The 16,160-nt window shown below is 73.3% G+C and carries 9 protein-coding genes and 1 pseudogene; 5 read left to right on the top strand and 5 right to left on the bottom strand.

Annotated elements, in window-relative coordinates; all coding sequences use genetic code 11:
* Positions 1–15: 15 nt before the first annotated feature.
* Positions 16–1,506 carry a hypothetical protein gene (locus tag ACOBQB_RS06640; RefSeq protein ID WP_423589533.1) on the bottom strand — a complete coding sequence of 497 codons (1,491 nt, stop codon included), beginning with the start codon at positions 1,504–1,506 and terminating at the stop codon, positions 16–18.
* Positions 1,507–1,558: 52 nt separating this feature from the next.
* Positions 1,559–4,452: pseudogene (locus ACOBQB_RS06635) on the bottom strand (glycoside hydrolase family 2 TIM barrel-domain containing protein).
* A gap of 197 nt (positions 4,453–4,649) precedes the next feature.
* Here ACOBQB_RS06635 and ACOBQB_RS06630 point away from each other — a divergent pair.
* Entirely contained in the window at positions 4,650–5,342 is a 693-nt protein-coding gene (locus tag ACOBQB_RS06630) for a pyridoxamine 5'-phosphate oxidase family protein (RefSeq protein ID WP_423589531.1), read from the top strand.
* 75 nt (positions 5,343–5,417) lie between these two features.
* On the opposite strand, the gene ACOBQB_RS06625 is transcribed toward ACOBQB_RS06630, so the two are convergent.
* A complete protein-coding gene (locus tag ACOBQB_RS06625) occupies positions 5,418–6,797 on the bottom strand; it encodes a hypothetical protein (protein ID WP_423589530.1) in 1,380 nt (459 codons plus the stop codon).
* A 297-nt stretch (positions 6,798–7,094) separates the two neighbouring features.
* Here ACOBQB_RS06625 and ACOBQB_RS06620 point away from each other — a divergent pair, with 297 nt between their 5' ends.
* Positions 7,095–9,644, top strand: coding sequence for a polysaccharide lyase family 8 super-sandwich domain-containing protein (locus tag ACOBQB_RS06620; RefSeq protein ID WP_423589528.1), 2,550 nt, complete (start codon positions 7,095–7,097; stop codon positions 9,642–9,644).
* 32 nt (positions 9,645–9,676) lie between these two features.
* Here ACOBQB_RS06620 and ACOBQB_RS06615 read toward each other — a convergent pair whose 3' ends face one another.
* Together ACOBQB_RS06615 and ACOBQB_RS06610 are read right to left on the bottom strand one after the other, a co-directional pair.
* A complete protein-coding gene (locus ACOBQB_RS06615; protein ID WP_423589526.1) occupies positions 9,677–9,898 on the bottom strand; it encodes a ferredoxin in 222 nt (73 codons plus the stop codon).
* Positions 9,899–9,907: 9 nt separating this feature from the next.
* The gene (locus ACOBQB_RS06610; RefSeq protein WP_423589524.1) at positions 9,908–11,206 is read right to left on the bottom strand and encodes a cytochrome P450; all 1,299 of its coding nucleotides are present in this window, start codon (positions 11,204–11,206) and stop codon (positions 9,908–9,910) included.
* A gap of 376 nt (positions 11,207–11,582) precedes the next feature.
* Between ACOBQB_RS06610 and ACOBQB_RS06605 the strand changes: the two genes are divergently transcribed.
* From ACOBQB_RS06605 to ACOBQB_RS06595, 3 genes are all read left to right on the top strand, one after another.
* Positions 11,583–12,149 (top strand): GNAT family N-acetyltransferase, encoded by a 567-nt coding sequence (locus tag ACOBQB_RS06605; RefSeq protein WP_423589522.1) that lies wholly within the window; start codon positions 11,583–11,585, stop codon positions 12,147–12,149.
* 782 nt (positions 12,150–12,931) lie between these two features.
* Positions 12,932–13,999, top strand: a complete 1,068-nt coding sequence (rsgA, locus tag ACOBQB_RS06600; protein WP_423590452.1) for a ribosome small subunit-dependent GTPase A — start codon at positions 12,932–12,934, stop codon at positions 13,997–13,999.
* A 170-nt stretch (positions 14,000–14,169) separates the two neighbouring features.
* Entirely contained in the window at positions 14,170–15,606 is a 1,437-nt protein-coding gene (locus ACOBQB_RS06595) for a DNA-3-methyladenine glycosylase 2 family protein (protein WP_423590450.1), read from the top strand.
* The last annotated feature ends 554 nt before the right edge of the window (positions 15,607–16,160 follow it).

Genomic DNA, 16,160 nt, shown 5'->3' with positions numbered 1-16,160 from the left:
CGCCGGTCCCGGGGCTCAGGCGCCGGGCTGATACATCCATACGGCATGGGCCCGCAGCGCCGAAAGGCCCTGATAGGTCATCCACAGCGGACGGCCGAGATCATGCCCGTCCCAGTTCCATATCCCGTCGTCCTGCTGGCTCCACACCGAGCCGACGGCGCTCGCGAGGAGCGCGTGCCACTGCTCCTCGCGCCCGTCGTCCACGGCGACCCGCCAGGCGCCCGGCGTCAGGAGCGCCCGCACCATCCAGGCCGCGGTGAAGTGCCGTACGAACAGCACCTCTTGGCGCCACGAGTCGACCGGGTGGGGGCGGCGCACCTCCTCCTGTGTGTTCGTCAGGTCCACGCAGGCCTCGTGGAGCGGCTGCGGGCAGGAGAGCAGCCAGCGCACGCCGTCCTCGCGGGCCGCGCGGATGTTCGCGTCCTCGTCCAGCACGCGGGCCGTCCGGTCGAGGGCGACCACGGCCTGCGCGGTGTGCACGGGTGAGGGGCGGGTGGCCGGGCCGCGCAGGGTGGCGCCCCAGCAGCGTCGGTGTTCCCTGGCCGGATCGGTGATCGTGCGGTCGACCAGCTCGTCCCGCAGCCGGGCCACGTCGGGGGAGCGCGGCGCCGCGCGCAGCAGCCCGCGCAGCATCGTGGTCACCACGTGGGTGCGGCCGAAGCCGGACGGTTCGAGCTCCGCGGTGAAGGCCGCGGCGCAGCGGGACGCCTCGGCGGCGACCCGCTCCGGGTCCGCGCCCGCCCGGGCGAGGGCGCCGAGCGCGAGCGCCGTCACCTCGGGGCGCGGCTTGGCGCCCTGGGAGCGGGCCGCCCAGCCGCCGTCCTGGAGCCGCAGCCGCCACAGCGTCCGCGTCAGGTCGCTGACGCTCACCCGGCCGTCGGGGACGGAGAGTTCGAGGACGGCGTGCAGGCCGTAGGCGGTGCCCGTCGGCGTGGGCCGCACCGGGCTTGTCTGCTCGTCCAGGGCGTGCGGCCAGCCGGTGAGCCTGCCCCGCTCGGGGTCGTCGAGGGTGGTCAGCCCGGCGGCGAGCGTGGCGTGGGAGGCGGCGAGGAGCGCCGGCAGCGGGCCGGGCGCGGGTGCGGCGGGCTCGGCGGGCGCCGGCCCGGGGCGCGGCCCGCGGGGCCGGGGCAGGCCCGTCAGCCCCGGGTGGCCCAGGTGCCCGGGGCGGGCGGTCCCGGCTGGATCCGCGCCGTCCGTGCCGTCCCCGGCGGCCGTCGTACCCGTGCGCTCCGTCCTCGCCCTCACCAGCGCGGCCGACAGCCAGGCGGCGAGGCCCACGCCGAGGCCGCTCACCGCCGCGATGCCGTACCGCGCGGCGTCCGCCGATATCGCGTCCGGCAACACGCCTACCAGGGACTGGAACACCGCGTACCCGGCGGCGGCGCAGCCGAAGCCGCCGAGCCAGCCCACGAACCGGCCCGGCGGCGCGTCGGGGGCCGGGTCGGGGGCGGGGCCGGGCGTGGGGTCGGGCCGCGACGGGCCGCGGCCGAGCCGCTGGTGTGACACGGGGTGCTCCCTCCCCCCAGGGCGGCACGTGGGGTCTGCGTGCCAGTCCAGTCTAGTGCCGGGCGGCTCCGTTTCCCCGGGTCACGGCGGTGGAGAAGGTGATACGCAACCTCTGCGGCCCGGCACGCAGTTGATGGTGCGGCAGGACGCCGGGGCCGCACGACCCGGAGCCGATGCCGTGCTGGCCGATGTCCAGGTTGACCCAGACGGTGTCGCCGGGGGTGAGGTCGGTGCGGTGCCGGGCGGCGTCGAGCTGCTCGGTGGTCCAGCGGCGGGCGGTGAACCACGGGCCGTCACCGCTGTCGATCCGCAGCCCGCCGACTTCCGCCCAGCGCAGGTCGGGGCGGGCGCCGTTCTCCTGCGGGCGTACGTAAGGGGTGTGCAGGGCGTCGAGGTCCGCCTCCCAGACGCCGACGAGCGAGGCCGCCCGGGTGTCGGGGTACGCCTCGCCGGGGCCGCCGCCGAACCACCGGACCGGCCCGGCCGCGCCCGGCAGCCCGAAGCGGATCCCGACGCGCGGCAGCGGCACCGTCCACACGCCCTCCGGCTCCACTTCCAGCGACAGCGCCAGGCGGCTGCCGTCCGACTGCCAGCGGTACGCCACCCGCAGGCCGAGGTCACTCGCCGCGGGCGCCACCCGGCTGCGTACGGTCACGGCGTCCACGCCCAACTCGACGCCGTCCACGCGGTGTCGCATCCGGTGGAGGCCGAGCGTGCGCCACTGCGCGGCGGGCGGGGTCTCGGGGCGCCAGGGCATGCCGTTGTCGTTGTCGGTGGGCGCCCGCCACACGTCCAGGCGCAGGTCCCTGATCTTCAGGCCGCCGAGGGACAGCAGGCTTCCGTCGGCGTCGAAGACGGCCGGGCCGAGGAGGATGTGACGGTCCTCGCGCGCCGGGGCCACGCCGCTCGGTGGCGGCGGGAACACGGCCGTCCCGTCGGTCAGTTGGGCCCACGCCACCACATGGCCGCGCGCCGCCCACGCCGTGTCGTCGGCGAGCACCGCCCGCACCGTCCACCGGGTCTCCGCGTCCGTGCCGTGCTCCGGGCCGGCGGCAGCTTCACCTCGGCGCGCTCGCCGGGGCCGGTCGCGGGCACCGGCAGGGTGCCGTCGGCGACGCTCACGCCGTCCACCTCGTACGACCAGGTGAAGGCCAGGTGGGCGAGGTCCGCGAAGTCGTGGAGGTTGGTGATGAGGACGGTGCCGTCGCGGCCGTCGCCATCGACGCGGACCGGTTCGATCACCTTCTTGTACTCGACCAGGCCGGGTGAGGGAGTCCGGTCGGGGAACAGCAGCCCGTCGCAGACGAAGTTGCCGTCGTGCAGCTCCTCGCCGAAGTCACCGCCGTAGGCGTAGCCGTACGCGGAGTGCGCGATGCCGTGGTCGATCCACTCCCAGACGAAGCCGCCCTGGAGCCGCTCGTACGTCTCGAAGAGCCGCTGGTACTCACTGAGGCCACCGGGGCCGTTGCCCATCGCGTGCCCGAACTCGCACAGGATGAACGGGAGTTCGCGGCGCCTGCCGGGGTCCGCGTCCTCGCCCCGGCCGATCCGCTCGACCTCGGCGTGATCGGCGTACATCCGGGAGTGGACGTCGGTGTCCGCGCAGGAGCTGTCGCCCTCGTAGTGCAGGAGGCGGCCGCCGTCCCGTGCGCGGATCCACTCGGCCATGGCGGTCAGGCCGCGACCCGTCCCGCACTCGTTGCCCAGCGACCACATGATGACCGACGGGTGGTTCTTGTCGCGCTCGACCATGCGGGCCGCGCGGTCAAGGAGCGCGGGCGTCCAGCGGTCGTCGTCGACGGGGTTGCCGCGCCAGTCCACGGCCTGGAAGCCGTGGGTCTCCAGGTCGCACTCGTCGATGACCCAGAGGCCGAACTCGTCGCACAGGTCGAGGAAGGCGGGGTGGGGCGGATAGTGGCTGGTGCGGACGGCGTTGATGTTGTGCCGCTTCATCAGCAGGACGTCCGCGCGCATGGTGTCGAGGTCGAGGGCGCGGCCCGTCTTCGGGTGGAACTCGTGGCGGTTCACACCCCGGAAGAGGAGGGGCCGTCCGTTGACCTTGATGAGCCCGCCCTCCAGGGCCACCGTGCGGAAGCCGATCCGCAGCGGGACGCGCTCGCCCGCCGTCGCCAGGACTCCGTCGTAGAGCCTCGGTGTCTCGGCGGTCCACGGCTCGACGGGCACGGCGACCTCCTCGCCCGTCGCCACGTCGATGCCCAACTCGCCTACGGTGACGCGCCCTTGGATGTCCGCGTCGACCCGCAGCGTGCCCGTCCCCGCGCGATGGTCGTACGACGCGTGGACGAAGTGGTCGCCCACGCAGCCCTCGGGCCGGTGCAGCAGCGTCACGTCGCGGAAGATGCCCGGCAGCCACCACTGGTCCTGGTCCTCCAGGTATGAGCCGGCGGACCACTGGTGGACGCGGACGGCGAGCACGTTGCCCTCGGGGCGCAGCAGCGCGCCGACATCGAACTCGTGGGCGAGCCGGGAGCCCTTGAAGTCGCCGAGCTCCCTGCCGTTGAGCCAGACGCGGGCGCAGGACTCGACCCCGTCGAAGCGCAGGACCGTGGTGCCGGTGTCAGTACCGGGGTTCGGCCAGTCGGCGGGGAGGCCGAAGGTGCGCAGGTGGTCGCCGGTGGGGTTCTCGGCCGGCACCCGCGGCGGGTCCACCGGGAACGGATAGAGCTGGTTGGTGTACTGGGGCGCGCCGTGGCCCTGGAGGACCCAGTGGCCGGGGACCGTGATCTCGTCCCAGGCGCCGCTGTCGTGGTCGTCGGCGGCGAACGCGTCGTCCTCGGCGTCGGCGGTGGGGGAGAGGCGAAAGCGCCAGGTTCCGTTGAGGGAGAGGGCCGGGGCGTCCGACGTCGCGTACCACGCGCGGGGCGGGAGGGTGCCGGTGCCGGGGGAGATGTCCTCGTGGTGGCCGTCGTGGTCGCGGAGGTCCATGCGGAGATCCATGCGCTCCATCAGACCGTGCCCGGGTGGCGGCTCACCATTGTTTCGGAGCGGGAGTTGATGGACTTTTCGGGCACGGCTTGGACGGACGTGAGGCGGGGTGCGGATATCGCGCTCATGGTCATACGTAACAACAGATTCCGCAGAAGTGTGGCAGCTGACGCGCTATATCAGTAACTTGGCCTGCCGTGAACAGAGCATCACAGCCGTCAGCGCTGCCCCCGGACCTGCCCGTGACCGACCGCACGCGCCACCGCCGCCTGCGCGCACAGGGCAGCCTGGCACGCGCCGACCTCGAAGCGATCCTGGACGCGGGCTTCGTCTGCCACCTCGGTGTGGTCGTCGACGGCCACCCGATGGTCGTGCCCACCGTGTACGGCCGTGACGACACGCACCTCTTCCTGCACGGCTCCGTCGCCAGCCGCAGCCTGGCCGCCGACCCCGAGGCACCGGTCTGCGTCACCGTCACGCACGTCGACGGACTGGTCCTCGCCCGCTCGGTGTTCGAACACGGCGTCAACTACCGCAGCGCGATGATCCACGGCGTCCCGCGCACGGTGACCGACCCCGACGAGAAACTGCGCGGCCTGCGCCTGCTCACCGAGCACGCGACACCGGGCCAGTGGGACTACGCCCGCCGCCCCAGCCGCAAGGAGCTCGCCGCGACCACCTTGCTCGCGCTCTCCCTCGCCGAGGCCTCCGTCAAGACGGCCGTCGGGCCACCGGAGGACGGTGACGGCCCGGACGCCGCGCTCGGCATCTGGGCGGGGAACCTGCCGCTGACCGCCACCTGGGGCGCGCCCGTCGCCGACCCGCTGCTGCCCGCCGGGACCGAACCGCCCCCGCACATCGCGGGGCGCGGCGGCACCCGGCAGGGGTGAGGGAACGCTCGGCGGCTCAGGGCAGCTTCGGCGCCGGGCAGCCGTGTTCCTTCGCCGAGCGCCGGGCGAAGTCCTTCAGCGCGGCGCGCTCGTACGCCAGGTCGGCGGCGGACGGCTTCGGGGCGCGGCGTCCACCGTCAGGCCGTCCGACTCATCCGACTCATCCGACTCGTCCGTCTCGTCCGCCTCTGCGTCCGTCGCGTCGCTCGGCCGCACCGTGAACAGGGCGGGGCCCAAGCCGTCGTGGCACGCGGCGCTCGCCCAGTGGCCACCGCCCGGCAGCCGCCCCGCCGGGGCCTCGCCGGGGACGGGCTCCTCGGAGTACCGGCCGTGCCGCTCCTGCTGCCGCAGCCGCTCGGCCTGTGCGTACGGCCCGTAGTACGCGACGAGACGGTAGCTCCGCGCATCGCCCCCCGGGGGCCCGGCCGGCGTGCCGGTAGGGCCGCCCCCGACCACGCACACCTCGACCGGGCCGCCCGCGGGCCTGCCCTCCCACGCCCGGGACACCCGCGCGCCCCGGCCGGGGACACCGCGGCAGGAGCCGGACGCGTCGGCGAGCGGCACGTCCTCGTCGGCGTTCATCGGCAGGGCGACGGTGCGCAGCGGCTTGCCGAGCGGGGCGTCACAGCCCCAGGACCGCGAGGCCTTCGCGGCCGTCGCGGTGGCGATCCGCGCGTAGGCGGTGCGGCGGCGCGGGTCGTCGAGCGTGACGTCCTCCTCTCCCACGTCGACCGTGACGAGCGGGCCGCCGCGGTCGCGGGCGCAGTCCAGGAGCACCGTGGTGGTCGCCGACTCCTGGGCGGCCGAGCTCATGAAGCCCCCGCCGGTAGTGAACAGGCCCTGCCGGCCCCGGCCGAGCGCGGCGGGCGGCAGCTCGCTCGACACCTCCGGGTGCAACGCGCCGTAGCGTCCCGCGGCTGCGGCCACGCGCTCCTCGGCGGAACCGCTCCCGCGCCGCTCCGGCGCGCTCTCCACGGCGACTTCGACCGACGCGTCGTGCGTGGGACGACCGGCGTGGTGCTCGGTCCTGCGGCTGACGGCACACGTCACCTGACGCAGGTCGCCGTGCGCCTCCGGCAGGCCGGTCCGGCCGGGCCCGCTCTTGAGCGGCCCCTCGCCGAGGAAGTCCAGGAGTTCGGCGGAGGCAGCATGCCGTCGCAGGCTCCGGCGAGCACCTGCCGCGCCGCGCGGCGCTCGTGCGGCCCGCCCCACCAGTAGTAGCCGCCCGCGGTCACGGCCAGGGCGACCAGCGCCCCGCAGGACGTGAGCACCACCCGCCCCGCCCTCGTCCCCCACGTCAGCCGCGCCACCTCTCCCATGACCTTCGTGTCCCGGCAGCGCGCGCTTCGGCCAGCCGTCCGGCGCCGCGAGATAGCGGTCGAGCACAGCCCGTGCCTTCCGTGAGAGCTGCCGTCGCTCCTTCGGCTCCAGCAGTCGTGCTCTGTCGCAGGCCATCGGTGAAGCTGAGCTGCGGGGTGACCTTGATGCGGTGGTAGGTCGGGCCCGCCGCGCACCGCGACCGCGCCCACAGGGCGAGCAGCCCCCCGTGACTTCCGTGGTCCTTCCGCGAACCGCGTCAAGATCAGAGGGACGGTAGCAACGCCGTCCGGCGCGTCGCCGCGCGGACCCTTGTCGCGGCCGGGGGCATCTGCTTGACTCCGCCCGCCTGAACACTCGTCCGAGCCCGCCCACAGTCAGGAACACCAGAAACGCCGCCCCCTATACCCCCATACGCCGCCGGTGGAGGCCGCCATGGAGATCACCCGCAGACGCCTGCTGTCCGCCCTGTCGGCCGCCGGACTCCTGGCGGTGCTCCCCACGGGCCGGGCGGACGCCGCCACGGCGGCGAAGGGCCGCGCCCAGCTGCTCGCCAACACCGTGGCGGTGCTCGCCGGAACCGCCGCGTCCAACGCCCGGCCGGAGACGGCCGCGAAGCTCGCCGCCGTCGAACGCGCCGCGCGGGCGAACCTGAAGGCCATGGACGACGCGGGCCAGGGCGAACTCTTCGCGGGCCTCGCGCTCGGCACCGACGAGGCGAACCTCAACACCGCCTACCGCCGCCTGTACGAGACCGCCCTCGCCACCCGCGCCCCCGGAGCCGGGGGCCTGCACGGTGACACCACCGTCCAGCGCCGCGTGCTCGACGGCCTGGCCTGGCTGCACGAGCACTACTACGGCGACCGGTCCAAGGGCTACTACGGCAACTGGTTCCACTGGGAGATCGGCATCTCCCAGCACGTCTCGAAGACCCTGGTGCTGCTCGCGGACGAGGCGCGCGCCCACCGCCCGGAGCTCGTGCGCACCTACGTCGCCTCCATGGACGCCTACCTGCGCAACGGCACCAACGGCGACGTGAACCTCGACTCGCGCTTCCACACCGGCGCCAACCTCGCCGACATCACCACCAACCGCGTCCTCCAGGGCGCCCTCCTGGGGGACGCGGCGGGCGACGCCCGCATCCGCAAGGCCCTCACCGACCAGCTCACCGTCTTCCTCACCATCGACCCCTACCACCTGCGGCACGGCGTGACGGACGGCCACTACGCGGACGGCTCCTTCATCCAGCACGCCTCCGTCGCGTACACGGGCTCGTACGGCAAAGGCCTCCTCAGCCGGATCGTGCAGACCCTCAAGATCCTCGACGGCACGGGATTCGCGCACGGCGGGAAGCTGGTGCCGACCGTGTACGGCTGGGTGAAGGACGGCTTCGCCCCGCTGATCTTCGAGGGCTGGATGATGGAGATCGTCAAGGGCCGGGCCGTGGCGCGCACGGACTTTGGATACACGGACGTGGCGGTGGTCGTGGAGGCCGTCGTCGACCTCGCCTCGCTCGCGGCCGGCGCCGAGGCCACCGCCCTGAAGAGCTACGTCAAGCACATCAGGGCCACCTCGCGCACCGCGCTCGACCCGGCCCGCTTCGTCTCCCCGGTCAGCATCGTGCGCTACGCCGACATCATCGGCGACGCCTCCGTGCCGCCCGCCGACCTCAACCCCGCCGAACGCAGCGTCGCCTTCAACGCCATGGACAAGACCGTGCACCGCAGGCCCGGTTACGCCTTCGCGCTCGCCCGCAGCTCCGACCGGATCAGCAAGTACGAGTACATGAACGGCGAGAACCTCATGCCGTGGTTCCAGGGCGACGGCGCGCACTACCTCTACCTCTCGGGCCAAAACCAGACCCAGGCGTACGGCGTCGACTACTTCACGACGGTCTCGCCGTACGGCCTCGCGGGCGTGACCGCACCGGTCGAACAGCGGCGCACAGTACCGGAGTTGTACGGCAAGGCGTACTACGACAACCCCGGCCACCCACTCCACTTCACCTCCTCCTCCGAGTCGCAGAACAAGTACGTCTACTTCCCGCGCGGCACGAACGCGTGGTCGGGCGGCGCCGTCCTCGGGGCGTACGGCGCGGCGGGCCTGGTGCAGTCCAGCGACGCCGCCTACCGCGACCGGGCGCTGCTCCCGGACGACTTCGTCGTGTACCGCGGCGCGCGGGCGACGAAGTCGTGGTTCCTGCTCGACGAGGAGATCATGGTGCTCGCCGCGGGTGTCGGGGCCGCCGGGGGTCGGGCCGTGACCACGACCGTCGACGCCCGCATCGCCGCCCCCGACGACCGCGTCACGCTCACCGGGGCGCGCGGCGACGGCCGCGCCTGGTCCGGCCCCGGCACCGCCGACCTGCGCTGGCTGCGCTACGCCAACGCCACGCAGGGCACCGCCGTCGGCTACGTCTTCCACGACACTCCGCCGGTGCGCGTCACCCTGGAGCGGGTCACGCGCAGCCGCCGGGTCGTGCGCACCGCCAATCCCGACACTCCCGTGACGCGTTCGGTGTTCGGTGTGACGGTCGACGGGGCCGCCGGGGCCCGACCGGCGCGCCTCGCCTACGCGTTGGTGCCGAACGCCTCCGAGGACCGATTGCGCGCCCACCGCCATGGGCCGCTCAAGGTCCTCGCCAACTCACCGCGCCTCCAGGCCATCTCACACTCGGGTCTCGGCTTGACGGCCGCCAACTTCTTCACGCCGGGGCGGCACGAGGCTGCCGGGCTGCGCGTGGAGGGGCCGGCGTCCGTCGTCGTGCGCCGCCAGGGCCGTGGCGGCGCGACCACCACCACCGTCGCCGTGTCCGACCCCACGATGGACCGGGACAGGATCACGGTCCTGCTCCGGGGCCGCCGCCTCCACCAGGTCACCGCGGACGAGGGCGTACGGGTGAGCCGGGCCCCCGGCGGCACGCGGATCGACGTGGACACCCATCACGCGTACGGCAAGAGCTTCTCGGTCACGCTGCGAAGCTGAACGCGCCCCCTGCCACGTACGCCTTGTGGCGTCTAGTCGGCGACCACCTCCACGCTGATGGCCTGCACCGGGCACGCCCGCACGGCTTCCCCCACCATCGGGTCGCCGCCGCCGTCCTCACGGCCCGGCAGTACCTGGCTGAAGCCGTCGTCGTCCTGCGTGAAGACGCCCGGTGCGGTGAGCGCGCACATGCCCGCGCCCACGCACTGGTCGACGTCGACGCGGATCACGTTGCTCGTCGTGTCGTGTGTCATGGTCAACTCCTACCAGGTGACGGGGAGTTCCAGCATCCCCTGAATGGTGTCACCCGGCTTGAAGGGGATCTCCTCGGCGGGAACAGCGAGACGCAGCCCCGGCAGGCGTTCGAAGAGGGACCGCAGGGCGGTCTCCAGCTCCATCCGGGCGAGGTTCTGGCCCAGGCACTGGTGGACGCCGAATCCGAAGGCGAGGTGGTGGCGGCTCCCGCGGTGGAAGTCCAGCGCGTCCGGGGCCTCGTACGCCGCGTCGTCGCGGTTGATGAGCGAGGTGGAGAAGACGACGCCGTCACCGGCGCGCAGCGTGCTGCCCGCGATCTCGATGTCCTCCTTCACCAGCCGCAGCAGCCCTTCCGCGATGGAGAGATAGCGCAGCAACTCCTCGACCACGGCGGGCGTCAGCGACTGGTCGGCAGCGAAACCCGCCGTCAGCTCGGCCAGCCGCTCGGGGTGCTGGAGCAGGGTGAACGTACCGAGGGAGATCATGTTCGCCGTCGTCTCGTGCCCCGCGACGAGCAGGATCGTCGCCAGGCCGACCAGCTCCCCACGGTCCAGCGCGCCCTCGGCGAGCTGCCGGTGGATCAGCTCGTCGAGGAGGCCGTCGCCCGGCTCGCGCCGCTTGCGGTCGATCAACGCGTAGAAGTAGTCGTCGAGTTCGTCCTGTGCGGCCTCGGTGTCCTCGGCCGTCGGGCCGCGCAGCAGCCGCCGTGACCTCTCCTCGAAGAAGTCGTGGTCGGCGTAGGGCACCCCGAGCAGGGCGCAGATCACCATGGACGGCACGGGCAGCGCGAACGCGCCCACCAGCTCGGCGGGCGGGCCCTGCGCCTCCATGGCGTCAAGCAGCCGGTCGACGGTCTCCTGGACGCGCGGGCGCAGCGCGGCGATGCGCTTGACCGAGAAGCTGGGGATCAGCATGCGGCGCTGGGCGTTGTGCCGGGGGTCGTCCACGCCGAGCAGCGCGACCCTCCGCCTGCGGGCGCGGGCGAAGCGTTCGGTCGGCGAGGGGAAGCCCTCGTGCCCGCGGTCGGCGGAGAGCCGGGGGTCGGCGAGGAGTTCGCGGGCCACGGCGTACCCGCTCACCAGCCATACGGGCCGCCCGTCGAAGAGGGTGACGCGCGAGAGCGGGCGGGCCTCCCGCAGGGGCGCGTAGCCGGTGGGCGGGTGGTAGGGGCAGGCGCGGTCCTGGGGGAACGGGACAGGGAGGAGGGGGGCGGGGGTGGGGCCGGTGGCGGTGACAGTTGTTGCGATGGTGGCAGTAGTGGCAGTAGTGGCATTGGTGATGGGTCCGGACTTCGTCGGCTCCGTCATGGACGTACCTCGCAAGCGCAGATGTTTCCGTACATGCCCGTTCCCTCATTCGATGCCTGAGGCATCTATCTCGTCCACGGCAAGACCGGCCAGATCGCCACCGTGGCGGAACTGTCCGGAATTACCCCCTCCGTTCAACCGTTCCGCGTCCACGGCCGCTCGGGCGCCGGACGCGAGGTCACGCGTCGCCGGAGTGCCTCGCCGAGCGCGCCGGTTCGGCGTTCCGCCGAGCGCCAGGTGGCGCGGGCGCCGGCCTAGGGCACATTCCGGCCCACTACGAAGCGTGCCGACGGACCCCAATGACGGTGCGGCGCCCGCCCGGTGGGCGTGCGAGGATCCCGGAGACCACGCGCGGCCACTGTGGAGGACGAAGAGGATGTTCGCGATACCCCTGGGCGACGGAGCCGAACTGTGCCCGCTGGAGCCCTGGCAGGCCGAGGAGTTCCTGGCCCACATGGACCGGGGACGTGACTTCATCGGCCGCTACGTCGGCCTGCCCGACCTCACGGCCGACCTGGCGGCCGCGCGCCGCTGGCTCCAGGTGTACGCCGACAGGACCGCCGCCGACACCGGCCGCCTCTACGGCATCCGGCTCGACGGGCACCTCGTCGGCGGCGTCCTCTTCCGGGTCTTCGACACGGCGTCCGGCACCTGTGAGGCGGGCTGCTGGCTGGAACCCGCCGCCTCCGGCCGCGGACTGGTGACCCGTGCCGTGCGCGTCATCGTCGACTGGGCGGTCGACGTGCGCGGGATGCACCGCGTGGAGTGGCTGGTGGCCTCCGGGAACCGGCCGAGTATCGAGGTGGCCAAGCGGCTCGGCATGAGCCTCGAAGGGGTCCAGCGGGAGAACGACCTCTACCGGGGCGTGCGGCAGGACACCGAGATCTGGGCGGTCCTCGCACCCGAGTGGCGCGCCGCACGGGCAGCGGAAACGCCCCGATGACCGTCGGCAACGTCTCATGCCTGACGCCTACGCCTACGCCTACGCCTGACACCTACAGACGGACGCCCGCGGCTCGCCGCGTACGGGACATTGGCTGCGGCACGGACCGGTTCGCGCTGCGACGCCAACTGCCCCCGCCGCTGCGGGCGGACCGCGCCACGATGACGGCGAACGTCACCCAGGCCATCGCGGCCCCGGCCGCCTGGCAGGGGGCACCCTGCGGAACGCCTGCGGGGCGTGTACGCGGCGCTGTGCGGCCGGTTGGACGCCCGGTGCCCGAACACCGCGAGACAGCCCGCCGCGCCTGGGGTCGAGGTCGCCGGCGGCGACCCCGCCAAGGCGTCCGGTGACGAGGCCCGCGCCGGGATGACGGCGAACGTCACCCAGGCCGCGCGGCCCCGCGCGGCGCCGCGGCCGGAGCGGACGCCCCGCCGATAAATCGATGGCGCGGCGCGGACATCCGGATCTAAGCTGCGTCTCGTTCCTCGGCGGCCGTTTTCCGGTCGCCGGTGCCGGCATCACAGGACCAGGAGGTGTGAGCGATGACGGTCGTCGCGATGGGCGCCGCAGCCCGCATCCGGAAGTTCATCAAGTACACCTCCGTGGCCACCGGCTGACCGAACATCCCTTTTCCGCGCGTCTTCGTACGCGTGTGCCGGGGCCGCCCTGTGAAGGGTCACCCCTTGTCTTCCTCGTCTTCGTCTTCTTCCTCCTCTTCGTCTTCTCTTCCGCTCTCTTCTCTTCCGGGCTCGTCCTCGCCTGCCTCGCCCACCTCGCACCCCCTGGCCCCGTACGGCTGGGACGCGGAGTGGGAGGCCGCGTTCGCGCCGTACGCCGCGCAGGGGCTGCTGCCCGGGCGGGTCGTCCGCGTGGACCGCGGGCAGTGCGACGTCGTCACCGCCGACGGGACCGTGCGGGCCGACACCGAATTCGTCACACCGCGCGACCCCCTGAAGGTCATCTGCACCGGTGACTGGGCCGCCGTCGACCCATACGGCAACGACCCCCGCTACGTACGAGCGCAGCTGCCGCGCCGCACGTCCTTCGTGCGCTCCACCTCGTCCAAGCGGTCCGAGGGGCAGATCCTCGCGGTCAACGTCGACCACGCCGTCATCGCGGTCTCGCTCGCCGCCGAGCTCGACCTCGGGCGGATCGAGCGGTTCCTCGCACTCGGCTGGGAGTCGGGTGGCCAGCCGGTCGTCGTGCTCACCAAGGCCGACCTCGTGCCGGACGACGCCACGCTCGCGCACCTCGTCCAGGACGTGGCGGCCGCCGCGCCCGGCGTACAGGTGCTGGCGGTCAGCGCCGCCGCCGGGCAGGGCGTCGACGTGCTCGCCGCGGTCGTCTCCGACTCCACGTCGGTGCTCCTCGGCCAGTCCGGCGCGGGCAAGTCGACGCTGGCCAACGCGCTCGCCGGGGCCGACATCATGGAGGTCCAGGCGATCCGTGACATCGACGGAAAGGGCCGTCACACCACGACGACCCGCAACCTCCTGCTGCTGCCCGCGGGCGGCGTCCTCATCGATACGCCGGGGCTGCGCGGCGTCGGCCTGTGGGACGCCGAGACCGGCGTCGGGCAGGTCTTCTCCGAGATCGAGGAACTGGCGGAGAGCTGCCGCTTCCACGACTGTGCCCACACCGCGGAGCCCGGCTGCGCCGTGCTCGCCGCGGCGGAGGACGGCACGCTGTCCGAACGCCGCCTCGACAGCTACCGCAAGCTGATCCGCGAGAACCAGCGCATGGCCGCCAAGACCGACGCGCGGGCCCGCGCGGAGGTGCGGCGCGAGTGGCGGATGCGGGAAGCTGAGGGGCGCGCGGCGATGGAGATCAAGCGGGGGCGCTTGCGCTGAGCTCGGGCGGGTGAGGGTTGTGGGAGCTGCGGGCCGGTCGTGGCCGGGCGCGCGGTTTCCCGCCCTTTTCCGGGGCGCCCAGTCCTCCGGGGCCCTCTGCCCGGAGCGCTCAGCGCCGTGTCCGAATTCCGCCAGCCCGAGTCCCCCCGCGGCTCCACAATGGAGGCGTGATCGATGAGGAGACCCGATACGAGGCGGTGCGCAGCCGGGACGCCCGCTTCGACGGTGCGTTCTTCTTCGCCGTCGAGACGACCGGCATCTACTGCCGTCCCAGCTGCCCCGCCGTCACCCCCAAGCGGCAGAACGTCCGCTATTACCCGACGGCCGCCGCCGCCCAGACCTCGGGCTTCCGCGCCTGCCGCCGCTGCCGCCCGGACGCCGTCCCCGGCTCCGCCGAGTGGAACGTACGCGCCGACGTCGTGGGCCGCGCCATGCGCATGATCAGCGACGGCGTCGTCGACCGCGAGGGCGTGCCCGGGCTCGCCGTACGCCTCGGCTACAGCGCCCGGCAGGTGCAGCGCCAGCTCACCGCCGAACTGGGCGCGGGCCCCGTCGCGCTCGCCCGGGCGCAGCGGGCACACACCGCGCGCGTACTGCTCCAGACCACGGACCTGCCGATCACGGAGATCGTTTTCGCCGCCGGTTTCGCCAGCGTCCGCCAGTTCAACGACACCATCAAGGCCGTGTACGCGCTCACGCCGACCGCCCTGCGCGCCGCCGCCCCCCGGCGCGGCACCGCCCGCGCCACACCCGCCGCCGGCATCCCGCTGCGCCTCGCCCACCGGGGGCCCTACCAGGCGGCGCCGGTCTTCGATCTGCTCGGGCAGGAGGCGGTGCCCGGCATCGAGGAGGTCACCGGCGAGCACGGCGCCCGCACCTACCGGCGTACGCTCCGACTGCCCCACGGCACGGGGATCGTGGCCGTCGAGGAGGCGCCCTCGCCGCCGGGGGCCGGGGACGGCCCGGGCTCCGCGGCCGTGCACCGCGGCGGCTGGCTCGACGCCCGACTGCACCTCGCCGACCTGCGCGACCTCACCACGGCCGTGCAGCGCCTGCGCCGCCTCTTCGACCTGGACGCCGACCCGTACGCGGTCGACGAGCGGCTCGGCGGCGATCCCCGCCTCGCCCCGCTCGTCGCCGCCCGGCCCGGCCTGCGCTCGCCGGGCGCGGCCGACCCGGAGGAGTTCGCGGTGCGGGCCCTCGTGGGGCGGGCCGGCGCACAGCGGCTCGTGGAGCGGTACGGCAAGGCGCTGGACGCCGCGTGCGGCCGGCTCACGCACGTCTTCCCCACGCCCGCCGAACTGGCCGACGGGCCCGGCCCCCTCGGCACGCTGGCGACCGCCCTCGCCGACGGCGCCCTGCGCCTGGACGCGGGGGCCGACCGGGACGACGCGGAGGCGGCGCTGCTCGCCCTGCCCGGCCTGGACGCGCGTACCGCCGCGCTGATCAGGATGCGGGCCCTCGGCGACCCCGATGTGGCCCTCCCCGGCGAAGCGGAGCCGGTCCGCGACGCCTGGCGCCCGTGGCGCTCGTACGCCCTGCGCCACCTGCGGGCGGACCACCGCCCGCAGCGGCGGACCCCGATCGGCGGAATCTCCAAACCTTGAGCGCGGCATTCGGGGGACCCGTCGGGACTATTGCCCACCTATTCGGGCAATACCGCGGCAGCCCTCTCGCCTGTTGAGACGGTGGGTTCACGAAACGCTCAATTCCCCCGTACCGCTCACCTGTGGCCAAGATCACAAACTTTACCGAGGTTAACGGGCTTTTGGTATATGTATCCAGCAAGGATTTACCTGGGGGTACTTGATGGATGTCACGACCGTAACCGGCAGTCGACTTGAATTTCGTCTTCTCGGGCCACTCGAAATCTCACTCTTCGAGCGCAGCCTTAATGCACCTCTTCGCGGCTCGAAGTTACTGGGAGGTGGCGTCACTCCGGTGTCAAACCGAACCATCGAACAGTTCTGAGTATCGAATTCGAGGCTTCTGCACCGGCACGGGAAGCATCAAGCCGATTGCGGCAGTGGCTTTGCCTACGTGGACGCCCCGTACGGCCACGAGGTCTGCGTGCCCGGCCAGGGGATGGACTCGCTACACCCACTGACCGGGATCGCCTACCCTAAATTATCCAGAACCGGACATTGGTAACCGAATGGCG

It is taken from the genome of Streptomyces sp. G5(2025) (assembly GCF_049542075.1).
In the GTDB taxonomy this organism is placed as follows: domain Bacteria; phylum Actinomycetota; class Actinomycetes; order Streptomycetales; family Streptomycetaceae; genus Streptomyces.
The sequence above is the reverse complement of the archived record's forward strand: the minus strand, read 5'-3'. Positions and strand labels throughout refer to the sequence as shown.